The organism is Persicirhabdus sediminis (genome assembly GCF_016595495.1).
GTDB lineage: Bacteria > Verrucomicrobiota > Verrucomicrobiia > Verrucomicrobiales > Akkermansiaceae > Persicirhabdus > Persicirhabdus sediminis.
In genome coordinates, this window is the sequence record NZ_JAENIM010000034.1 from 13,912 (window position 1) to 37,124 (window position 23,213).

The 23,213-nt window shown below is 50.5% G+C and carries 19 protein-coding genes; 9 read left to right on the forward strand and 10 right to left on the reverse strand.

Features of this window, described 5'->3' with window-relative positions; translation table 11 throughout:
- Positions 1-15: 15 nt before the first annotated feature.
- Entirely contained in the window at positions 16-1,080 is a 1,065-nt protein-coding gene (locus JIN82_RS06470; protein ID WP_200310821.1) for a type I restriction endonuclease, read from the reverse strand.
- 1,371 nt (positions 1,081-2,451) lie between these two features.
- Here JIN82_RS06470 and JIN82_RS06475 point away from each other — a divergent pair.
- Positions 2,452-2,604 (forward strand): hypothetical protein, encoded by a 153-nt coding sequence (locus JIN82_RS06475; RefSeq protein ID WP_200310822.1) that lies wholly within the window; start codon positions 2,452-2,454, stop codon positions 2,602-2,604.
- A 145-nt stretch (positions 2,605-2,749) separates the two neighbouring features.
- Here JIN82_RS06475 and JIN82_RS17165 read toward each other — a convergent pair whose 3' ends face one another.
- The 6 genes from JIN82_RS17165 to JIN82_RS06500 form a co-directional block, all read right to left on the reverse strand.
- Positions 2,750-2,959 carry a hypothetical protein gene (locus JIN82_RS17165; RefSeq protein ID WP_234041821.1) on the reverse strand — a complete coding sequence of 70 codons (210 nt, stop codon included), beginning with the start codon at positions 2,957-2,959 and terminating at the stop codon, positions 2,750-2,752.
- A 79-nt stretch (positions 2,960-3,038) separates the two neighbouring features.
- Entirely contained in the window at positions 3,039-4,625 is a 1,587-nt protein-coding gene (locus JIN82_RS06480; protein WP_200310823.1) for a glycine--tRNA ligase, read from the reverse strand.
- A 446-nt stretch (positions 4,626-5,071) separates the two neighbouring features.
- Positions 5,072-7,693, reverse strand: coding sequence for a sulfatase-like hydrolase/transferase (locus JIN82_RS06485; RefSeq protein WP_200310824.1), 2,622 nt, complete (start codon positions 7,691-7,693; stop codon positions 5,072-5,074).
- 105 nt (positions 7,694-7,798) lie between these two features.
- A complete protein-coding gene (locus JIN82_RS06490; protein ID WP_200310825.1) occupies positions 7,799-8,512 on the reverse strand; it encodes a PEP-CTERM sorting domain-containing protein in 714 nt (237 codons plus the stop codon).
- A 200-nt stretch (positions 8,513-8,712) separates the two neighbouring features.
- A complete protein-coding gene (locus tag JIN82_RS06495) occupies positions 8,713-10,281 on the reverse strand; it encodes a LamG-like jellyroll fold domain-containing protein (RefSeq protein WP_200310826.1) in 1,569 nt (522 codons plus the stop codon).
- Entirely contained in the window at positions 10,274-10,813 is a 540-nt protein-coding gene (locus JIN82_RS06500) for a sigma-70 family RNA polymerase sigma factor (RefSeq protein ID WP_200310827.1), read from the reverse strand. The genes JIN82_RS06495 and JIN82_RS06500 overlap by 8 nt, the downstream gene beginning before the upstream one ends.
- Before the next feature lie 217 nt (positions 10,814-11,030).
- On the opposite strand from JIN82_RS06500, the gene JIN82_RS06505 reads away from it, so the two are divergent.
- Genes JIN82_RS06505 through JIN82_RS06525 form a run of 5 tightly spaced genes read left to right on the forward strand, consistent with a single transcriptional unit; the run spans position 11,031 to position 16,646 of the window.
- Positions 11,031-12,161 carry an AI-2E family transporter gene (locus tag JIN82_RS06505; RefSeq protein WP_200310828.1) on the forward strand — a complete coding sequence of 377 codons (1,131 nt, stop codon included), beginning with the start codon at positions 11,031-11,033 and terminating at the stop codon, positions 12,159-12,161.
- 22 nt (positions 12,162-12,183) lie between these two features.
- Positions 12,184-13,707, forward strand: coding sequence for an efflux transporter outer membrane subunit (locus tag JIN82_RS06510; RefSeq protein ID WP_200310829.1), 1,524 nt, complete (start codon positions 12,184-12,186; stop codon positions 13,705-13,707).
- Positions 13,708-13,721: 14 nt separating this feature from the next.
- Positions 13,722-14,417 (forward strand): potassium channel family protein, encoded by a 696-nt coding sequence (locus tag JIN82_RS06515; protein ID WP_200310830.1) that lies wholly within the window; start codon positions 13,722-13,724, stop codon positions 14,415-14,417.
- A gap of 17 nt (positions 14,418-14,434) precedes the next feature.
- Complete coding sequence (locus JIN82_RS06520) at positions 14,435-15,550, forward strand: HlyD family secretion protein (RefSeq protein WP_200310831.1); 1,116 nt, start codon at positions 14,435-14,437, stop codon at positions 15,548-15,550.
- Between the two features lie 25 nt (positions 15,551-15,575).
- Positions 15,576-16,646, forward strand: coding sequence for a DUF2955 domain-containing protein (locus tag JIN82_RS06525; protein WP_200310832.1), 1,071 nt, complete (start codon positions 15,576-15,578; stop codon positions 16,644-16,646).
- Between the two features lie 2 nt (positions 16,647-16,648).
- Here the strand turns inward: JIN82_RS06525 and JIN82_RS06530 are convergent, their stop codons facing one another.
- The 3 genes from JIN82_RS06530 to JIN82_RS06540 all read right to left on the reverse strand — a co-directional run bounded on the left by JIN82_RS06530 (position 16,649) and on the right by JIN82_RS06540 (position 19,500).
- The gene (locus tag JIN82_RS06530) at positions 16,649-17,392 is read right to left on the reverse strand and encodes a hypothetical protein (RefSeq protein ID WP_200310833.1); all 744 of its coding nucleotides are present in this window, start codon (positions 17,390-17,392) and stop codon (positions 16,649-16,651) included.
- 22 nt (positions 17,393-17,414) lie between these two features.
- Positions 17,415-18,254, reverse strand: coding sequence for a DUF1194 domain-containing protein (locus JIN82_RS06535; RefSeq protein ID WP_325099479.1), 840 nt, complete (start codon positions 18,252-18,254; stop codon positions 17,415-17,417).
- Between the two features lie 109 nt (positions 18,255-18,363).
- On the reverse strand, positions 18,364-19,500 hold the full coding sequence (locus tag JIN82_RS06540) for a PepSY-associated TM helix domain-containing protein (protein WP_200310835.1): 1,137 nt from the start codon (positions 19,498-19,500) through the stop codon (positions 18,364-18,366).
- Between the two features lie 199 nt (positions 19,501-19,699).
- Here JIN82_RS06540 and JIN82_RS06545 point away from each other — a divergent pair, with 199 nt between their 5' ends.
- From JIN82_RS06545 to JIN82_RS06555, 3 genes are all read left to right on the forward strand, one after another.
- Positions 19,700-20,143 carry an AlbA family DNA-binding domain-containing protein gene (locus JIN82_RS06545; RefSeq protein ID WP_200310836.1) on the forward strand — a complete coding sequence of 148 codons (444 nt, stop codon included), beginning with the start codon at positions 19,700-19,702 and terminating at the stop codon, positions 20,141-20,143.
- A gap of 63 nt (positions 20,144-20,206) precedes the next feature.
- Complete coding sequence (locus JIN82_RS06550; protein ID WP_200310837.1) at positions 20,207-20,632, forward strand: hypothetical protein; 426 nt, start codon at positions 20,207-20,209, stop codon at positions 20,630-20,632.
- Between the two features lie 850 nt (positions 20,633-21,482).
- Positions 21,483-23,207 carry a NirA family protein gene (locus JIN82_RS06555; protein WP_200310838.1) on the forward strand — a complete coding sequence of 575 codons (1,725 nt, stop codon included), beginning with the start codon at positions 21,483-21,485 and terminating at the stop codon, positions 23,205-23,207.
- The last annotated feature ends 6 nt before the right edge of the window (positions 23,208-23,213 follow it).

Below are 23,213 nucleotides of genomic sequence, written 5' to 3' on the forward strand. Positions count from 1 at the left end.
TAGCTGTAAACCTAACTAATTATAACGCTTAAGCACCTCCAGAAGCTGGTCGGAAAACTTAAAAATATCATCCATGCTATCAATTGGATGGCGAGTTTCCTTCCTATCTTCACCAATGATACCTATGTATTTCTGCGCTCGATTAAAATGAAGACGACATAGAGGTTTACGATTATTATCGTCTAATAAAATGCCAAAATAGCTGAGCGTATCACGTGCGCATACCCTAGTTACTTCAACTTCAGATCGTAAGATAGCTTTCACAATATTGTAGCCTTCGATCTCCTCTACCGTTGTCACGATTTCAGATTTGTCTGGTTCTTGCTCTGTCGCCACTGCTGGATCAGGAAGTTCTACGTCGATTGGCTGAACGTCACTATTCAAAGCAGTTTTCAGTCTTTCATTGATACTGTCATTGAGAAACTGCTTTAGCGCTTTCTTTGTTAGCGCTGTAAATTGGGCCTTTACTGCTGGAGTTATGCGCCCTTCATAAACCTTCCCAGTAAGAAATTTAACAAGCTCCTCACTTGGCTCTGTAAACTCACCCTTGAGCTGCTTCTTGATTTGGTTGAGGTACTTCAGTTCTGAAGCTACGCTCATGATTGCCTCAATATCAACGGTATCTCTTCTAAGCTTTTTGATTTCGGGAACAACATGATCGTCAATGTCCCTGAGGTCTAGTGACATGAACGGTTTGTTATCCATCACGTTAGCTACATCGAGATCAGTGAAAAATTGATACTCCGCGCCATTTGTGAGAATGGCAATACGACACTTGGTTACGGTGAAGTAGCGTAGCAATTGGTTAGCATGGGCATTTTTCAATGGCTCACCTAACTTCTTGCACTCAATGAGGATCTGAACTTCGTCATCCTTCAGTAGAGCATAGTCGACTTTCTCCCCCTTTTTAATTCCTATATCAGCTATGTATTCGGGTACTACCTGATCCACATCAAAAACATCATAACCTAGTATGTTAGCAATGAAAGGCATGATCAGTCCGTTTTTTGTAGCCTCTTCAGTAACTAAATTGTGACCTTTATCTTCAATGATGGACGAGAGTTTTAGTAAATTTTCCATAGATAATATCTAAAATTATTAATAGTGCTAACACTAGGCAGATCAGAATCCAAAGACAAACGTTAAAGTTAGAAACTATAACACTAGCTAGCATATAACCAGCTGACGGCAGTTTTGCTAGACAAACAAGATGACATTGTAGGCAGCCTCGCCAGCCCAGAGGGCTACAAGATTTTAGCCGCGGGTCAGCGAGCCCAGCGAGTGCAAGCCGTGGTTTCCTAGCTAGCTAGTGGGTTCCCCGGAGGGGAAATGGAATGCGGTACAACACGCCCGCAAACTTCACCCAGCTCAGATTGTCTGTCTAAATTCGCTCGAAAGATATCAGCTATGATCGTTCCTGCCAGCCCGAGCTGAAACCAGCTAAAACTCAATGCTGGCCGCAGGCTAGCTAGAGTTTGAGCTGGCTGAAATCATGGTTGTCACTTGGAGAACGGTCGCCACGCTGTGGCTATTCCCTTTTCTGGATCTCAATCCCTAGGCGTTGCCTAGGGCTTCGAACGACCGCCACTCCGTGGCTAAATAATGCACGGCATTTTTTGGCTAGAATTTTCCAGTTCATTGTAGCTATGCGGATTAGCATGGTTTTATGGGCCTGAAAAGTGGGTTTTTCTGGGGGCATGCCAGCCAGCTATCTCTTCCATTTTCCCTCCGGGAAATCCTCTTCCTGACTTGGCTATCCACGGGTGGCGCTCGCTGAGCTAGCTTACCCGCGGCTAATGTCCATTAGCCCTCCGGGCTAGCCAGCCTAAGCTGAAACCCAAGCCAGCTGGAGAAGATCTAGCTAGAATTTGAGCTGGCTGAAATCATGGTCGTCGCTTGGAGAACGATCGCCACGATGTGGCTTTCCCCTTTTCTGGATCTCAATCCCTAGGCGTTGCCTAGGGCTACGAGCGACCGCCGCTCCGTGGCTAAATAATGCACGGCATTTTTTGGCTAGAATTTTCCAGTTCATTGTAACTATGCGGATTAGCATGGTTTTATGGGCCTGAAAAGTGGGTTTTTCTGGGGGCATGCCAGCCAGCTATCTCTTCCATTTTCCCTCCGGGAAATCCTCTTCCTGGCTTGGCTATCCACGGGTGGCGCTCGCTGAGCTCGCTTACCCGCGGCTAAAGTCCAGTAGCCCTCCGGGCTAGCCAGCCTAAACTGAAACCCAAGCCAGCTGAAACCCAAGCCAGCTGAAACCCAAGCCAGCTGAAACCCAAGCCAGCTGGAAAAGATCTAGCTGGAGAAGATCTAGCTGGAATTTGAGCTGGCTGAAATCATGGTTGTCACTTGGAGAACGGTCGCCACGCTGTGGCTATTCCCTTGTCTGGATCTCAATCCCTAGGCGTTGCCTAGGGCTTCGAACGACCGCCACTCCGTGGCTAAATCATGCACCGTATTTTTTCTCGGGCTAGCCAGCTAGTTGGAACCAAATCCAGCTGGAATTTGCCTTCAAATAATGCACGGCATTTTTTTACAAGCCAGCTGAAACCCAAGCCAGCTGGAAAAGATCTAGCTGGAGAAGATCTAGCTGGAATTTGAGCTGGCTGAAATCATGGTTGTCGCTTGGAGAACGGTCGCCACGCTGTGGCTATTCCCATTTTTTCCACTCTCCCCCTAGGCGTTGCCTAGGGCTACGAACGACCGCCACTCCGTGGCTAAATCATGCACCGTATTTTTTCTCGGGCTAGCCAGCTAGTTGGAACCAAATCCAGCTGGAATTTGCCTTCAAATAATGCACGGCATTTTTTCTATGTCTCACCGATGATTCCTTATAAATAAAGGGATTAATCATGATTACACCTTCACAAAAGCGGGTTTTTCCTGAGTCTTTCCAGCTGGCTAGAGCTGCGGGAGCTAGCTCCATTTGTACGCTGGCTGGAGCTTCTAAGCTCACATTTCGCCCTCATCGGCACAAAAAAACCGCCAGCTGGGAATTGGTCCAGCTGGCGGTTTGGTAGATGATTGGATCTTGCTTAGGCAAGGCGTGGCAGGAGCCAGCCGAGCAGGTCGCTGATTTTCACGCGCTCTTGCTCCATGCTATCGCGGTGGCGGATAGTCACGGTGTCTTTGAGGTCTTCGCCACCTTCTTCTCCGAGTGTTTCGAAGTCGATAGTGATGCAGAATGGTGTGCCTACTTCGTCTTGGCGACGGTAGCGGCGACCGATGGCTGCAGTGGCGTCGTAGGCGACGTTGACGTGTGGCTGGAGCAGTGCTTGCACTTCTTTGGCTTTAGCAACGAGCTCTGGCTTGTTTTTGAGAAGTGGCAGGATGGCAGCCTTGATAGGAGCAACGCATGGCTTGAAGCGCATCACGGTGCGGACGTCTTTTTTGCCACCTTCTTTGGTGAGGTCTTCTACGTCGTAGGCTTCGCAGATCACGGCGAGCACGGTACGGTCGCAGCCAGCTGATGGCTCGACGACGTGCGGGATGAAGCGCTCTTTGGTTTCCTCGTCGAAGTACTCGAGAGTTTTGCCAGATGCTTCTTGGTGTTTGCCGAGGTCGTAGGCGCCGCGGTAGGCCACACCTTCGAGTTCTTGAATGCCGAATGGGAATTCGTATTCGATGTCGTATGTTTTCTCTGAGTAGTGAGCGCGCTCACCATCTGGAACGTCGAGCACGTGGAGTTTTTCACGCGGCACACCGATTTCTGCGTAGAATGTGAGGCGACGCTCGAGCCATTCTTCAGTCAGCGCGAGGCCATCTTCTGGGCGGCAGAAAAATTCGATTTCCATCTGCTCAAACTCACGTGAGCGGAAGGTGAAGTTACGTGGGTTGATCTCGTTACGGAATGCTTTACCAATCTGGGCAATACCAAATGGCAGCTTCACGCGGGAGATATCGAGCACGTTCTTGTACTGGACAAAAATCGTCTGCGCAGTTTCCGGGCGCAGGTAAGCGACTGCGTTTGGATCATTGTCGTCAGAGGAAGCTCCCATCTTCGTCTGGAACATGAGGTTGAACTCACGAGCTTCAGTAAGCAGTGAACCATTTTCAGGGTTGTACTGGATGGTATCTACTTCTTCGCTGGTGCTTTCACCCTGCAGGCTAAGTTTCTTCGGCGCGATCTGCTTATCAGAGAGGAACTGTGCGTAGTACTGTTTGGCAGTTTTGCGCGCTTTGTTTTCATCTGCATTCGGGCCAGTAACCAGTACTGAGTATGGTTTCTCTACAGAAAATCCACTCTCTTCGTGGCTCGCACCTGTGTAGTGGTAGGCGGTACCGGTCTGTGGATCGATCTGGTCTGCACGCAGACGTGCTTTTGTCAGCAGACAGTCACACATAGGATCTGAGAATCCACCCACGTGGCCAGATGCAGTGAGTACTGCCTGGTGAGTAAGGATGGAGCCGTCCATGCCTAGGATGTCGTCGCGCTCTTGCACGTTCTTGCGCCACCAGTAGTCCTTAAGGTTACGCTTCAGCTCTGCGCCAAGCGGGCCATAGTCCCAGCAGCCGTTAAGGCCACCGTACAGTTCGCCTGATTGAAAGATGAACCCCTTGCGTTTACACAGGGAAACGATTTTTTCCATCTTCTCTGGATCGGTATTTTCGCGTTCAGCCATAGTGCTTATAATTCTTTAATCTTGCCGCGGATACAAGCACCTCAACGGCCTAGGTGCAAGCGATCATTCGCCCACTCTGGAAATCCACAGAAAAACAGTATGTATACTAAGTTTTAAACTAAATCACATCACGGAAAAAAATCTCTTTATATATTCTAAAAATGGGTTATCAATATTCACGTAACCAACGCAGTTCAACGGCAGTTACACCAGGCACTGTTTACCTCCTCTTGTGTGGGAGCTAGAGGACCAAAGGTCAGCAGCGGCTAGTATAGCGAAAGTTGAACAATTTATGTGGTGGTGCTATTACCCGTGACTGCTAATAGGGGGCGGTTACGGGTATTTTTTTGCCCGCGAATAAGCCTATTTCCCCGTCACCATGAGACAAAAAAGCCCCAGCACATCCAGCTGGACGTGTGGGACTTGCTTTCAGCTAGTTGCTAAATTCACCACTTTGGCTGCACCCGCACGCGCATGAACTGGCGCGACTCGGCATCCACATCCACCATGAGCTGGATCGGCTTACCCTCACCAGAGATCGGGCCAGAGACCACGACCCAGTTGACGAGGTCATTTGAGCTTTCCAGCCAGTAATTTCTCATCACTTCACCATTCCAGCTGAGCTGAGCACCATCACCAGTCTTGGCGATTTCTTGGATGGCAAAAGCCGAATGGCTGTCAGTGGGATCGGTTCCAGCCAGCCACTCGTCGCGATTGCTCACCCCGTCACCATCATCATCGCCCTCAGCTAGCTGCTCACCAGATGTGCCAAAATACTTATATTCCCAGCTGTCTGGCAGCTCATTGCCATGGCTATCGTAAGCAAACTGTACCACCTCCAGACGTAGCGATTCATCCAGCTCAGCAGTCGACTCATCGTCTACTAAGGAAAAGGAAATGCCCGTATTGCCACTCTCAGAAATGGCTAGGCCAATGCCATGGTTAGAGGTAGCGTCATTCAGCCAGCTAGATACCAGCGGTCGCAGCCAGATAGAACCACCAGCGAAATCCAGCTGGCCAGGTGCCGCTGCAAAAACACCAGCTGACGAAGCATTCGTGCCAAAATCGTCTAACTTACCAAAAGCAAATGACGGCTCATTTAGCATATGATCATACAGTGGATATGACCCAGCTGCCGCACTCCACGCTTTACCTAACCAAGCTAACTCAAGCTCGCTACTATCAGCATTGTTATTAATTCTACCAGTCTGGTGCAGATAGAGATTAGCTGAATGCACGATCCCCTCCGGCAGTGAACTTAGATCAAATTTCAAATACACCCGCGCCTTGCGCTGTGTATTACTGCTCGCACGCTCACGGAGAAATAATTCTCCAGCGCTGCCCCAGCTCTCAGCGCCCTCTGCAGTAGCTGGATCATCAGCCGTACCATTTGTCGCCACCACTACCCATTCAGATGGATAGAGCACAGTAGTCACTGGCTGGCTCAACGCTGGCACCGATGCGTCATCTGTTGGATCAGTAGCTAGAAGCAACTCAAGCCCATCAGCCCAGCCATCTCCATCACTATCAACCCAAGCTGGCCCAGTACCTGTATCCAGCTGGCTCAGATAACTTCCAGTTCCCGTCTCATAAATATCCGCAATGCCGTCCCAATCTGAATCTAGCAATGGGTCCACCTCTGGCTCATTAGGCTCAAACACAATGCCATTGCTGTAGCCATAATCTTCATCAATCGCCTGCTTCCAGGCTACTAGTGATGCCTTCATCGACTCAACTCTCTCAGGCATCAAATCAGACAGATCTGTTATTTCGTTAGGATCAGCGCTAACATCGTACAGCTCATAGTCCGCATCCGCCGCTGGCTGGATCAACTTATATTGCTGCTCCACCCAGCTCAGCTGATTGCGGAAATCAAAACCAATTGGCTTCGTTCTAGCAGCAAGCTCACCCTCTATCAATGGCCGCAGGGAATTGCCATCAATTGGTTTTTGATCTGCAGGGTAATCCAAACCCAACATATCGATAATGGTTGGGTAATAATCACTCGTGCTTGCTATATAGTCAGTCTTTACAGGAGCCTCTATGCCAGCTGGCCAAGTTAACAAACCAGGTACGCGCACACCTCCTTCATACAGGTCGCGCTTGCGTCCGCGTAAATCGCCGACTCTACCCGGCGCTGAATCGCCGCCCTCTGGGCCATTGTCGGAGCAAAACCACATCATCGTATTGTCATAAACTTCCAGCTCACGCAGCCGAGTGCGCAATCGCCCAATCTGCTCGTCCATGTCTCTAATCGCCGCATCATACGAGGTAGCTGAATCTTTACCTGCCACACCAGCTGGATCTACCAATGGCTTATGCGGAGTATGAAACCAGATCACTGTGAAAAATGGTTTCCCCTCAGCCACAGCCGATTCCACAAAAGGAATCACCCTGTCCATCATGATGCGCGAATCATCACCATTCAGATTGTCATCCAGCGCCACCCTCTTTCCCTCCAGAGCCGTCTGCCAGGAACTCTCGTCATCTGGGCACATCCAGTACGCCGTGCCGTAATAATTTTCATCCTCAAAGCTAACAGGCATATCTAATGAAGCATTTTTGCGCATCGGCTCGTAAGTTGGCACCTTAGACTCAGTGGCAAAAACAAAATCATATCCGTGCTGCCATGGCGGCGAGTAATGGTTCGTATTGCCAGCTTTACCGCGGTTTGCGTCCGTACGCAGAGTCGTCATCGTGCCTAGATGCCACTTGCCAAAATGCCCAGTCGCATAACCTGCCTCCTGCAGCACTTCGGAAAGAAGGTTTTCCTCCTTCTCAATTCGCCCAACATTTGCCGATGGCACACCCACACGAATTGGGTTCCGCCCAGTTAGACAGCTAGCTCGCGTCGGCGAACAAACCGCACTCGCAGAATAAAAACGGGTAAACTCAATCCCCTCAGCCGCCATCTCATCCAGATGTGGCGTTTCAATCCAGCCATCATTATAGCTAGCATCCGCCCAGCCCATATCATCAGCCATCATCAAAACCACATTCGGCTGCTCAGCTGCCTCCAGCAGCCCAACAGAAACTAACAACAACCCACAACAAATATATTTATTCATAAGCACTCGATCTATCAAGCCATGGGAAATCCCCCACCATCACTAAAAAACAAAAAATCCGTGGCCTCAAATACGCATCGCGCTGGGCCACGGATATAATAAAACTTACTTACGGCGACGCAGCACCATGGCCAAGCCACCAAGACCAAGTAAAGCAGCGCTGCTAGGCTCAGGAATTGGATCAAAGGTATTCACCTCTAAAGCGATACCTGTAAAACCAATACCTTGAGAACCACTTTCATCATGACCAACAAATATGCTGAACTCAGAATCACCACCCTCCATCCAAGCTTTTACTAATTCAGTAGTATCAATTGACTTTGATTGACCTGCAGCCCAATCACTCCCCTTTACGTCCGCAGAATGGATATAGGAAGGGTCGTCAGATACAGGAGAATCTAGATCATACGAAAAAACACCAGATAGCTGGGAAAAAGTAAGCGTTAACGAGTTATTACCATTTAATTGGTGTGATATTGTGAAAACCAAATTGACCGATTCAATATTATCCACATCAACTGGGGCCTCCAAGTCCGCTATATTGAATACAAAGTTCGCCTTTGATGTGCGAGTCGCAGTACCACCGTTATGCCGAATATATAAATCTGCCGCATCAGGATTGTAGAGTTCTTCACCCAATTCTATATCGAATTTATCTACATTATTCGAGTCGCTGTTAGGGTCTACACCCCCACTGCTAAGCATGCTCGATGCATCCAGATCAATATCAATACGAATCGTCGCCGCGTGCAGCGAAGCCGATGCACAGGCGCTCACTGCCAACGCTGCCAGCAGGGCTTTTTTATTTTTTATAGTCATAGCTTTTATGTGTTATTTCACGCCGCTTTATCGATATAGCCACCCCGTTCAGGTGCAAAAAGATCACACGGCATATTTATTCATAAAAATAACGACCACATGTTAACAAAAATAGCCTTCAATGTATGACAAGAGGACGAACAACTGTTTCACTTCTATATTATGTAACCCCAGCTAGCTCCACGCGCACGAAGAGATGACTAGGGCAGTCTGTTATACTGCATCAGGTGGAGAATTTCCTCCTGTTTCAAGGCGCCAGCAAAGAGAAATACCTCATCAATAGCTCCTGACATCGCACCGTTAGGGCGCCCAGGCTCACTCTCTACCAATTTACCAAAGCTTAGTGGACGCGCGCCAGACTCCACTGAGCTAGTAGCCACCTGCGGCGGTACTGAAGGCAAACGATCTAACCGCTTGCCTATGGACTTCCATTCGGAAGTGACCCGCTGGCCATTAATATAGTGCTCGATCTCCGGCCAACCATTAGCGGCAACGCGACCAGTATAAACGCTGGCGTAGTGGCACCAATCGCCTAAAACAAAATTTTCTACAGGACTATAGCTAACCTGCTTACCTATGTTAGTGCCAAACAACCATTGGCCATCATGATCTGGCCGCAGCTCTAACTTCCACTTACTAGCATGCTTCTTATCAGCATTGCGCCCCCAGCTGACGATTGTTGATCGGCGTGATGCATCCAGCTTGGCCCAAAAACAAATCGTGCGTGGCGAATCGCCAGCTACTCCATGCCAGTTAGTCACGGCATTCATTCCTTTGCGACCAAATTTCAAAGCATCGCCAAATGGCCCTTGCTCGACCCAACCACCAGCCTCCACGTCAGGATGATTTTCACTTTCTACCAGCTCAGTACGCAATTCTGGTAGAATCGGATGGTTGCCACCAGCAAATACACGACCATCAACAATAGACTCAAATGACCACTGCAGATAGAGCAAATCTTCTGGTAATGATTCGATGAAATTTCCTCGCTTCAGCGGGATTTCTACCACCTCACCCGCATCATCTATCTTCACCGCCTGACTGCCAGCCAGCTCAAGCGAATGCCCAACAGCTGCACCGCTCAGCAAGACGCGACCTTGCACAACGTGAACTTCACGCGCTTCATTTCTAATCGCAGAAACGCCAAACTTTGTGCCCAGATCAACCACACGTAAATCGCCAGCTAACACCTCAAATCCGTGGCCAGCTGGTGGCACATCAAAATACGCCGAACCATAATCTAAGCGCAATGCATTCTCAGCCGAGTACTCAAACTTAGCCGGACCGATCACGTAACCTTGGACACCATTGTCCAATGTGAGCTGCAGAGATCCCTGTGCGAGTTCGATAACAGACCCAACAGATAGACGGCTATTCTGGCCCTCTTCAGCTGGCTGGCCAGTCCGGTTAATCACAGATCGCGGTGCCATCGTGATCATTGCCGAGCCATCACCCTGACGCGCAAAATGAACAAAGTACAAGGCCACACCCAGCAGCAAAAAAATCGCCGCTGCTGCTAGAGAGGAGCGTTTGAAGTTGCGGATTTTTTGACGGCGCAAGACCTCATCAAATGAAATCACATCGTTCACAGAAGTCACCTTATAGCTGGCCATTTGCTCAAGCCCACATTGCAGCATCACATGATCTTTATAACTCTCCTGAGCATTCGCATCTACTAACAACTCGGCCTCCAAACGCACAAGTTCCTCATGGGTGATCACCCCTTCAAACAGATCGTTAATCAGTTCGTCAGTTGGCTTTTTAGACATTTTGCACACTCCTTGCCACTAGTTTTCCGTTGATGCACCGGCGTAAACCCTGCCTGATGCGATACAAGGTTACCCTCAAAACTCCCTCAGATCGATTGATCTCACCCGCGTACTCACGCAAGCTCATCCGCGAACCATAGCGGGCTTCGATTAAACATCTATCAGGCTCACTCAAGCCGCGTAAGCATTCATCTAATGATTTTAGCCGGTAATCACTCTCTTCCTCAGAAACATCACACTGCAATGCTAGAAAATCCATCACCCCTTCATCCATGATAGGCACGTCCGCTTTTTTCAGCTTCGCACGCTGCTTGAGCACCTGAAAACGCGCCACGGTATTCGCCCAAGCACCAAAGTTAGTGCCAAACTCAAACACCTCACGCTTCTCCCACAGAATGATATTTGTTTCCTGCAAAATATCTGCCACCCCAGAAAAACCCGGCATCATGGAAATAATGTAAGCCTGGATAGAAGCCTGATGCTTAGTTAGCAGACCTACGAAGTCTCGTTCTTGTTCTGGAGTCAATGCCATGGCTTGCGTGGTGTTTATTGCCTGTCCTCATAGCTATACTCAAATCAGCACTAATGTTAACCAATAGTTTTAAAATCTATGTCACTAGACTCCTTCCCAACAGAATGCTCAACCCATCAAATTAACCTGTTTAACTCAAACATTCGCTAGATGACTCTTGACCCAACTAGCAGGAAATGCACTAATTAGAACAATCCACCACCAGTAAATCTCTATCATGAACAGCCCAACAGACGCTAGCAACGATCACTTTGTCAAAAACGCGATTGAAGCCGCTATCAAAATCAGTGTGCTCGCACTAATGGCCATCTGGTCGTTCAATATCATCCAACCATTCATGATGCCGGTCCTCTGGGCGATTATCATTGCGGTTACTTTTACCCCTCTAATGGGCAAACTAACCGCTATGCTAGGTGGTCGCCGAAAGCTCGCATGTACGCTTTTCACACTGATTGCCGTTGCCGCGCTCATCATGCCGGTCGTCTTACTAGCTGAATCATCATTAGAGGCCGTGCAGTGGTTAGCTAAGAACCTCAAAGCTGGCGGGCTAGACCTACCACCAGCTACAGAAAAAGTAGAAAACATCCCAGTCATTGGCAAAAAAATCGCTAACATCTGGAACATGGCCTCCACCGATATCAAGGAAGCCATCGAAAATACCAATCCCTTTGCGCAAAACTTAGCCACCTCCATCCTCGGATCTATCAAAGGCGGTGTATTTGCTATTCTTCAGTTTGTCATTTCCTTCATTATCGCTGGCATCTTTATGGTCTCTCCAGATAAAGGACGCGCAGCTGCTAGCAAAGTCATCAGCGCCATCGCTGGCCCTAAAGGTGTCGAGTTTACCGACCTCACCACCGCTACCATCCGTGGCGTGATGAAAGGTGTTGTTGGAGTTGCCCTCATCCAGGCCGTGCTCGCCACTATTGGCATGGTCGCCGTCGATGTGCCAGCTGCTGGTCTCTTCGGTCTCGCCGTAATGATGTGTGCGATCATGCAGCTTCCACCAATCCTCATCTTGGGACCAGTGGCCGCCTACGTATTCTCTACCAACAGCAGTACCGCTGCCACTATTTTCCTCATCTGGGCGCTCATCATTAACTTTGGTGATGGAGTTCTCAAGCCACTGCTCATGTCGCGCGGTGTTGATACCCCAATGCTCGTTATCCTTCTCGGCGCCATTGGCGGCATGATCCTATCAGGTCTTGTTGGACTATTCGTTGGCGCAGTCGTTCTCTCTATCATGTACACCATCTTCATGGCTTGGGTGAATGAGAAAGACGCTGCTATTAATAACAAGGATACTAGCTCCGAAGAAGCTGCGCAAGACGACGCTGAGCCAGCCTAACTAACCTTTTCACCCACTTCACATGAAAGTCATTACCGCCACACTCTGCTGCAGTCCATTGATACTCGGCAGCTGCATGATAGGCCCTGATTACGTCGCCCCAGCCACTGACATCGAAGCCAGCTGGAGCGAATCTGATGCTAGCCTCGCCTCTGGCCCAAACAGTCAGGTCAACCTAGAGTGGTGGAAACAATTTAATGACCCAACATTAAACAATCTCGTTAGTACGGCCGCAGATCAGAACCTAAACTTGCGCACCGCAGCACTGAGAATTCTTGAATCACGCGCCATCCTCGGCATCTCGCAGGGCAATATGTTCCCGCAGAGCCAAGCGGCAAGTGGTGATTTACTTCGTGTCCGCGCACCGGGAAATGACCCTAACTTCACCACCGCAAGTTTCGGCTTTGACGCTGCTTGGGAGCTCGACTTCTGGGGGAAATTCCGCCGCTCTATCGACTCCGCAAATGCTTCATTGTTAGCTGACATTGCTAGCTACGACGACATTCTCGTTTCCCTCACCGCTGAGGTAGCGACGAACTACGTCAACATCCGCACGCTGGAAGAACGAATCCGGCTAGCTAAGAAAAACGCCAAACTACAAACGGATTCATTAGAGCTGGTCAAGCTGCAGTTTGAAGCAGGCACGGTGACTGAGCTCGACGTTCTGCAAGCGCAAACCTTACTTAGCTCAACTCAGGCACAGATTCCTAACTTGCAGACATCACTGCAGAAATTTCATAACGCTCTGGCTGTACTGCTAGGTCAATCACCTGGGTCAACCAAGTCGATGATTGCGACTACTGGCAAAATCCCACAAGCACCAACATCCGTTGGCGTTGGCGTACCAGCTGAGCTTCTCCGCCGCCGGCCCGATGTGCGCGAGGCCGAGATGTTAGCCATCACCCAGAGCCAGCAGATCGGCATTGCCAAAGCTGACCTATACCCGAGCTTTACACTCCTCGGCTCGCTCGGCTGGAGCGCATCCGACGCTGGCCCTAACGAGCTCAGCGACATCTTTGATGCTGACAACTTTGGTTTTACCTTCGGCCCAGCATTTCGCTGGAATATTCTCAACTACGGACGCATCAAAAACTCCGTCAGAGTGCAAGATGCACGCTTTGAACAAAGCCTAACTAGCTACCAAAACGTCGTGCTCAATGCTGCGCGTGAGGTTGAAGACAGCATGACTGGTTTTGTTAACTCAAAGCGCGAAGCAGAATTCTTGCGCACAGGTGTGGAATCATCTGAACGCTCAGCTGAGCTCTCCATGCTGCAATACAAAGAAGGTCTAGCTGACTACCAGAGGGTGCTAGACTCTACACGTTCACTCACCCAGAAGCAGGATCAGTACGCTGCCACTCAGGGAACCATCGCTACTAACTTGATCTCCATGTACAAAGCTCTCGGCGGTGGATGGACGGATAAAGACCGCGAAGCCACCATCCCTCAGGACATAAAGAACAAGATGATGCAGCGCACAGACTGGGGCAAATTCATGACCCCGCCGCAGCCAGCTGTGGAAAGCTCTCCAGCTAACAAAAAATAATTCCCTCTTTGAGTATGAATAATAAAAACAGTTTTGGACGACTACTAGCCATCTTGCTGATTTACGTTTTTATCAGCCCGATGATTCCAGCTAACACAGCCACAGAATACATCATTCATGGCTGTGTCACTGGCGTTTTGCTGATGGCCACCCTAGCTGTGCAAAAGGCGCGCAAACAGCGATCAATCGCGACCATGATCCTTCTGCCATTGTTAGCTGTCTATTGGTTAGGCCACATCATCGATGTGCGCTTCAGCGTAGAAAGCAGCTTCCTCTTATTCATCTTTTTCTATGGCATGGTAATCACCTCCTTTTTCAAACAAATGGCCAAGGTGGAAACCATCAACTTTGCTGTGATCCTATGCGCCATGTGCATCTACATGCTGATGGGGCTGATGTGGGGGTCAGCCTACGCGCTGCTGCAAGATCTGGTTCCGGGATCATATTCCGGCACGCTGATAGCTGAAAATGGCCGCACCGATCTACATATTTTCAATTACCTCAGCTTCGTCACGCTAACAACTTTAGGCTACGGCGACATCACTCCACAAAACCCAGCCGCCTCATCACTGTGCCAGATGCAGGCTATTGTTGGACAATTTTTCACCGCCATCCTCGTGGCCTGGCTCGTTGGTATGTATGGAAAAACAACCAAGTACGGCGAACAATCACAGCAGGAACAAAACAACTTACCATCACAAGACTCCTAATCTAACCCACCTTCATTATGTCAGAAGAAGCATCAGATTCAAAAGCAGCTGAACCCGCAGCTGAGAAACCAAAACGTGATCCTATCAAATTCTGGACAAAGATCACTGTGGTTTTGGTCATCGTCATGTTCTTTGCTCACATTCTCAGTGACAAGTATGTGCCCTATACGAGCAACGCCCGAGTCGACGCCTACATCGTGCCACTTTCAGCTCAGGTGTCTGGAAATATTTCCAAAGTTTACGTCAATAACAACCAGCTGGTGAAAGCTGGTGACAAGCTCATTGAAATTGATGCCGAGAAATACCAGCTGGCTGTAGAACAAGCTCAAGCCGACCTGCAGCAGGCGAGCCAGACATCCAGTGCGGATGTTTCTTCTGTCACCACAGCTCAGGCGAAAGTCACCGAGGCTGAAGCTAACCTAACCAACGCCAAGGTGAAGGGTGAGCGCATTATTCGTCTGTCTGAACAAGGAGCAGCGTCTATGTCACGTGCCGATGATGCGCGTTCACGCATCGCCTCTAGCGAAGCTCAACTGCTCAGCGCAAAATCTGAGTTAGAAAAAGCCAAGAGCAACCTCGGGCAAACTGGCCAAGACAATGCACGCATCAAATCCGCACTGGCTAACTTAGAGAAGGCTCAGCTCGACCTGCAGCGCGCCACTATCGTAGCACCAGCTGATGGTGTGATTACTAACTTCTCCGTCGACGTCGGCCACTTTGCCAATACTGGCGCGCCAATCATGACTTTCATTTCTGTGAGGGATGTTTGGATTCAGGCTAACATGCGTGAAAATAGCCTCAGCAGAATCAAGCCCGGCAACTCAGTAGAAATCGTGCTCGATGCGGCACCGGGTAAGGTATTCACTGGCCACGTGCGCAGTGTTTCCTTTGGAGTAGACGACAACACAGGCAACCAGCTAGGTGGACTCACCACCGTAAAAACCACTCAAGGGTGGCTTCGTGAAGCTCAGCAATTTCCCGTCATTATCGACTTCACAGACGCTAACGCCAAAGGGTTCAAAAGAGTCAATGGCCAGTCTAACGTGATCGTCTATACAGGTGACGGCGTTGTCTTTAATAGCTTAGGCAAAGCGTGGATACGCATCGTTAGTTTCTTCTCACACATCTACTAGCCCCTAGCAGGGCCAAGCTAAGATCATGACACCAGCCAACGTCAAAGCGCTACGCATCGCTCTCGGAGCCACCACCTCAGTGGCGGTAGCCTACGGCATGGCTTGGCCATTGTCATTTATCATGCCGCTTTTCGCCGCCATGTTTTTGGCGCTGCCATTCCCGCAGTGGATTGGCTGGAAAGTGGCTAGCCAGCTACTCAAGCGCCTAACGGTTGGTTTACTTATGGGTTTAGTGATTGCGGAGTTTTTCATTCGCTACCCGCTGCTCTGCCTGCCGCTCTATCTGTTAATATTCTTCTTCATCTACTATAACGATGCGAAGGCGCCGCCAATGGCGACAATCTTCATGACCATGGGCGTGACCATGGTGCCCATCCTTGCGCTGCAGGCGACGATGGCGGCCCATCTGATCACGACTTATTTGTTTATCAACATGTCGCTGGGGTTGTTTTTTACCTGGCTATTTTTCCAGCTAGTTCCCAACAGCCTAGCGACCATCATGCCGGCGCCAGCAGCTGGAGCCAAGAAAGCACCACCAGCCAAACCACCGATAGCGCCGCGCGAAGAACGAGCTCGCCTAGCGCTGGTTAGCACCATTGTATCTACCACAGCGGTGATGTTATTTTTCACCCTCAATCTAGCACAATACTCGCTAGCCATGATTTACATCTGCATGATGGCTGGCACACCAAATACTAACGCCAGCATCAAAGTGATGAAGGCTAACTCTATCGCCTGCACCATTGGCGGGGTAGCCATCATCATTGCCTACAACCTGCTTGTGGCAGTTCCTAAATACGACTTTCTGGTTGCCCTCACCCTTTGTTTCTCATTGTTCTTCTGCCACAAGATGACCTCTAGCAAAAACGCTGCTTCGTGGATGTCTGGCTTTACTACCTTTTTGGTATTGCTCGGCAGCTCAACAGGAAATGACGCCGAGGCTAGCTCTAACTTCTACCTTCGCATTGCCCAGATCCTCTTCGCTGGCATCTTCTGCATTGTCGCGCTGATCGTCACCGAGCACATGCTAGAGAGACGCAAACAACCGCGCCGCTGGATGTTCTGGAGAAAATCTCCAGCTGCTAGCAAGCCCTAAGCTTAGTCACTCATAGTGATCTCGCTGCCCAGCTCATCTGGCTGCTGCATGCTCATGGCTGGCACTAGCACCTCAACATGCTCCACTTTTGGAGCTGCCTTTTCTGCAATTTTGTTACGCTCAGGGATACCAGCCTTGAGCAGATAGAAACCTGAGATGGTAGATAACAAACATAGGCTCGGCACCCAGATAGATAGAATTTTCCGGTACTCGATGCCAGCCACCCACGGCAATGTCATTAGATAGCTCACTAGCGGCATTACCAGGCTGAGAACTACTACTAAAATGACCTGCCAATAAATTCGTTCATCGATATCACCATCGGACCAGAGGCGATAGACGATCAATGAACCCGTAGCTGCTAGAGCCATGCAGAAATGTTTGAGCGACACATCTATCAGCTTTAGCAGCTTATCTATATAACCACTTAGTTTGCTAATTTCTAATTTTCCATCAGCTGTGTCTTTGCTGCTGGATCTACGTTTGCGCGAGCTGCGCTTCTCATAGGAATCGGTATTGAGCACTGCGGAGAATGGTTCTACCGCATCTATTTTCTGCAGCGAATCCATTCGCTCCTTAGCATAAATTGAGCGCCGTAGATTTTCATCACCGTCGCATTGAGCGCATGCACGGGCGTAACAACGAGGTTCATAGTCACCATTGAGCAATTCCTTGCCAATGATTTCACAATGAATCTGGTGCCTGCGATCTGGATCACTACTGCCTCTATGTATACGCCCGCTCATGCTGATTTTGATTTGAGGTCAATTAGACGCGTCTTTTACACAAAATAAACAACATGCCTAAGCCAGCTAGAGCAGCGACTCGCGGCTCTGGGATCGCAGTGGATTGAACCGCGCCTGCGCCCACTTCAGAGATCAGCTTGGCCTCTAATGATGTCTGTACATCACCAAAAGTATCAGTCTGTTGGGCAAAAGCATCCACCCCGCCAGCTGAGCCACCAATCACATTATCTTCGTAATAGGTCTTAAGCACTCCGTCTTCATCACCAATCGGCAAACCGTTGATCATGTCCACACCGGACGCCAGAGCGGCATCTCGGCCAGCTTGCACATTGAGCTCACGCGATACCTCATCAGGCGGTGTATTATTATCAGTACCATCACCTGAGATATCGATGATCTGTGATACTGAGGTGAAGCCATTATCAGCTTGGCCCGTCTCAGTACCAAAAGCCGTAGCTCCATATTGTAATGCTGAGCCAATAGCTGTACTTCCGTTAAAGGGCCTAGTCGATGCTTCTATCGCATCCGAAAAAGCCGCTGCCGAGGCCGCATCGTCAATCAGCATCCAGTCGACGCCCACTTGTTGCTGCGTAGCGCCTGACCAGAATACCAAGGATACGGCAATCGCTCCCTGAGCACCGCTCTGGATGGCACTGAGTACACTAGCCGAGTCAAAAGCATCGGCGTAGCCCTGCATCATCAAGTCGTATTCCGAGGAGTCCACACTGCCGGAGACATCCACCAGCAGCAAGAGCTCCGTATCTACATCCACTGCGTAGAGTGGCTGGCTGAATCCCCCCAGCATCACCGCTACTACTGCAGCCGCATTCCTCAATTTTGAGGTTTCAATTTTATGTTTCACTTTCATTTCGTTCCTTAGAGGTTTCCCTTAATGGCGACGTAACCCCGTCACCCAAAACTACTAACGAACTAAAAATGAATGCGTTACATAAGTTTAAAACAAATTTTCACTAAGCGCGCTTTTTCTTGCGAAACCTAGCCAGTCTGCGCCAGCTCAACGCAAAGCCAGTATACACCAGCAGCATGCCAGCCACACAGGCCAGCGCGCCTACTAGCTTGCCAATAAATCCGCCAGCAGTTCCCGTATGCACCCCCTTGATGGACGCTCGCCATTTTTCTTTGGTGCTCAGTTCACTAGCGCGCTGCTCATCCACAATCTCGCCGCTAGCTGGATCGATAACCAGACGCGACGGATCAGCTGGGAAATTCTGCCCCTCGCTCACCGAGATGGTATTTTTCAGCCACGGCGCAATCGCTTTTTTGCCTACAGGAAGCGAAATCGTCTTCCACTCAGGGCTCCAGTCAGCGGCAATTTCCAGCTGCTTTTCTAGCGAAATCCCCTGAGCGCCTCGGCTCATTTGCTCAGCTGGCTGCTCCAGCGGCATTCGCGTCACCCGTGGCCCCAGCGCGCCATCGTACAAGTCTCTAGCCCAGCCATAAGACCAATACGCGCCAGTCGCCGTAGCAATGATCAATGGCAGCAAAAACCAGAAACCAAACACATTGTGCCAGTTAAAATCTCTAGCCTGGCCACCCTTTGGCCACTTCAGTTTCATCGCTTGCTTGAATGATTTCCACTTCAGATTTCTTGGCCACCACAGGTACAGCCCAGTGATGCATAAGCCGAGGAATCCCAGGTTCGCCGCGCCATTGATCGCCTTGCCCGTATCTCTAGACTCACCCTTCATCAGCATCCAGCGGTGTAGCTGGAAATTCACCCAGAAAAACTCACGCAATCCCGCAGCTGGCGGCTCCACCACCTCAGCCGTGTATGGGTTGAGATACACAAACTCACGGCGGCCAGCTCGCAGCGTCCACATTTTCCCCTCATCATTTGCCGCCACCAGATTGGAAAATCGTCGCTCAGGGTGCTCGGCTCTCACCTGCGCCATCATCACATCGGCAGACAAGCGCTCAGCGCCATCCTCCACCTTCAGCTCCACAACATCGCGCTCCGCCCAGCTGAGGATTTCTTTTTCAAAAACCAAAACCAGACCCGTGAAACACATCACCGCGATCAGCACTCCAGCCAAAATCCCCACCACTAAGTGCAGCCAAAACAATGCTTTGCGTAATTTCTTCTTCATATAAATAATTCCTTGCGGGCATGAACTCAGCCAGCTGGCCAGAGTTGCTCTTGATAGATTAAACACCAGCTTGAAACTCAATACCTTGCGACCAGCTGATAATAGACAAGTTACAGCAAAAACCCGCAGATAACTAGCGCCTGATTGCTCACAACCCGCCAATCCTTGCCATGCTACAAACCTCTGTTTACATTGCCGTATGCACAAAATCTACTCACTCGACGACATCGCCCAGCTGCGCGAGAGCGTCGACGTAGAATGCAAACTCGCCCAAGGACGCGACGGCTCAGGCCACCTGCCACATGATATTTGGGAAACCTACAGCGCCTTCGCCAATACCCACGGCGGTGATATTTTCCTCGGGCTGCTAGAGCTGCCAGACGAATCCTACATCATCTCAGGCATAGAAAATCCCAGCAAAGTCATCGACGAACTGCTAGCTGGCGCCAATGATCGTAAAATCGTTAGCCACAACCTGCTAGAACCAGACTCCATCCGCGTGCTCACCATAGCCGGCAAAAACCTCATCCACATCCATATCCCCCAAGCTCCCGCCCACCAGCGCCCCGTCTACATCGGCGGCAACGCCAAAACCGGCAGCTACCAGCGCATCCACAGCTCAGACATGAAGCTCACTAGCTAATACTATTCCCCCAGCCAAACTCCAGCCTTCCCAGCTAGCTGGAAAAACGCTACCCACACCGCCGTGTCCCAATGGTTCTCATTCCCAGCTGGCATCAGCGAAGACTCAGCCGATGCCCAACAATTTCGCCAACAAGTGCGTAGCTACGCGTGGCGCAAATTCTCCCGCGGACTCGTCACCATCGCCCTAGCAGCCATCACTCTGGTCAGCCCGCTAGTTAGCGCCGCCATCGCCTTCACCACCATCCAGCCAGCTGGCCCAGCCATAGCCATCATCGGCGCTTTCATCGTAGCCGAGCTCATCGCGCTCGTTTTCCTTTTTAGAAATCGCCACCGTTTGCTAGATAAATTTCTCCCGCTACCTAGCAACTGCCCATTCTGCCAGTCCCAAATGCACGAAGAAATCGGCCAAACCAACCACAGCGCCAAAACCTTCCTCACCTGCCCCAGCTGCCACACCCGCGGGCTCATCGGCGCACCAGCTGACTAACAAGCCCGCCAGCTCATTGATGAAATGGCTCTGGCATGAATGACCCTCAATGAAGCAGAATCTCAGCATCGTCTAATTTTGCATCATCTAGCAGGTCGTTTCCTCCATCCAGCTAGCTTTTCCACCATCCAGCTAGCTTCACTACCATCCAGCTAGTTTTTCCACCGCCCAGCTAGCTTCACCACCGCCCAGCTAGCTTTTCCACCATCCAGCTAGCTTTTCCACCATCCAGCTAGTTTTTCCACCATCCAGCTAGTTTTTCCACCGCCCAGCTAGCTTTTCCACCATCCAGCTAGTTTTTCCACCATCCAGTTAGCTTTTCCATCGCCCAGCTAGCTTCACCACCGCCCAGCTAGCTTCACCACCGCCCAGCTAGTTTTTCCACCGCCCAGCTAGCTTTTCCACCGTCCAGCCACCCTCACCACCGCCCAGCTAGTTTTTCCACCGCCCAGCTAGCTTTTCCACCATCCAGCTAGTTTTTCCACCATCCAGTTAGCTTTTCCATCGCCCAGCTAGCTTTTCCACCGTCCAGCCACCCTCACCGACGCCCCCCTAAAAAAGGTCCAAAGGACCGAGAGACTACAGCCCAGACCAAGGCAGGGCTGAAAGCCCAACGCAGGTCTGGGATAACGCCACCAACAAGTCTGAAGCCCCAAAGGGGCGAGACAAAACTAAGCCATTCAAGCGGCCCAACCACCACAAACACCACTCATCGGCGGCATCGATGAAATTCATGCATGATAACTTGCCGCCAGCTAGAACGACTGATTAGATCTCACATTTAGCAATTTTCATCATTTTTTAAGCGTCCTCTGATTTTTGGCACGACTTGTGCTGATAAAGCGCTCGTATGAGCTACATCGGACCATTCACAGAAGAGCAAAAGCAGTATTTAGCTGAGCGCGTGCGCACTGCTTACCCATTTCTCGGGCAGAATGCAGCTGGGCAATTCACCAATGACCCAGAAGAAGATGTCTACGGCACACCAGTTGACGACCTGTGCAAAGAAGAGCTCATCAAATACAAACAAAATGGCCTCGATTGCTGGGACACCATGTGTGTCAACGCCGCCAAGGACATCTTCCCAGATCCAGACGACATGTTCCGCTACAAGTTTTACGGCATGTTCCACGTCAAGCCAGCTCAGGATTCATTCATGCTGCGCTGCCGCATTCCCGGTGGCCAGATGAACAGCCTGCAGTTCCGCGGCATGGCAGAAATGGCAGCCGACTGGGGTGGCAACTACACCGACATCACCACCCGTGGCAACTTCCAGATCCGCGAGATCATGCCGCGCAACGTCGTCAATACGCTCAACAAACTTACCGACCTCGGCCTCACTTCCCGTGGTGCCGGCGCTGATAACGTTAGAAACGTCACCGCCACACCGACATCAGGATTTGACCCACAAGAACTCATCGATGTGATGCCGCTGGCGCGCTCCATGCACCACTACATCATGAACAACCGCGACCTCTACGGCATGCCGCGCAAGTTCAACATCTGCTTTGATAGTGGCGGTGCGGTTAGCACCTGTGCTGATACTAACGATATCGGATTTTATGCCATCGAAGCAGGTGAAGAAGCTGGCGTCGAGCCAGGCGTCTACTTCCGCATGCAGCTGTGTGGCATCACTGGCCACCGCCAGCTCGCTAGCGACTGCGGTGTGCTGCTTCGCCCAGACGAATGTGTTCCTGTCGCCGCCGCCATCCTTCGTGTATTCATTGAAAATGGTGACCGCACGAACCGCAAAAAAGCCCGCCTCAAATACATCGTTGATGACTGGGGTCACGCTAAGCTGCTAGAAAAAGTTCAAGAAAAACTCGCCTTCCCACTGCGCTTCGCCGAGCTGGAAAAATGTGCCGAAATGCCTATCAAAGACCGCCAAGGTCACTTTGGCGTTCACCAGCAGAAACAAGCTGGCCTCAACTACGTCGGCGTAGTCACCACCGTTGGCCGCCTACTTCCTGGCCAGATGCATGCCATTGCAGATCTAGCTGATAAATACGGCAAAGGTGACATCCGCCTAACTGCTTGGCAAAACCTCATCATCCCACACATCAAAGACGAAGACATCCCAGCCTTCCTCGATGACCTCAAAGCCATTGGCTTCAGCCACACCACCACTAACGTTTCCGGCGGGCTCGTCGCCTGTACGGGTAGCGAAGGGTGTAAGTTAGGCGCCGCCGCTACCAAGAGCCAGTCGCGATTGTTAGCCAAATACATCGAAGAGCGCGTCACCCTAGACTGCCCGCTCAATATTCACCTAACTGGCTGCCCCAACAGCTGCGCCCAGCACTACATTGGCGACATCGGCCTGCAAGGTGCACCGTGCAAGGTAAATGGTGAAACCGTAGACGGCTACCACATCGTGCTCGGTGGCGGAGTCGACGACAACCGCGCCATCGCCAAGGACGTTTTCCAATCCATCCCATTCACCGAAGTCCCCGACCTCATCGTTCGTATGCTGCAAGTTTACCTCGAAAAACATGAAGCTAACGAAGACTTCTGCGCATTCACCAGAAGACACAGCGTGGAGGAACTCAGAGAGCTCTTCTCACCCCTTGCCGCATAATTTTCA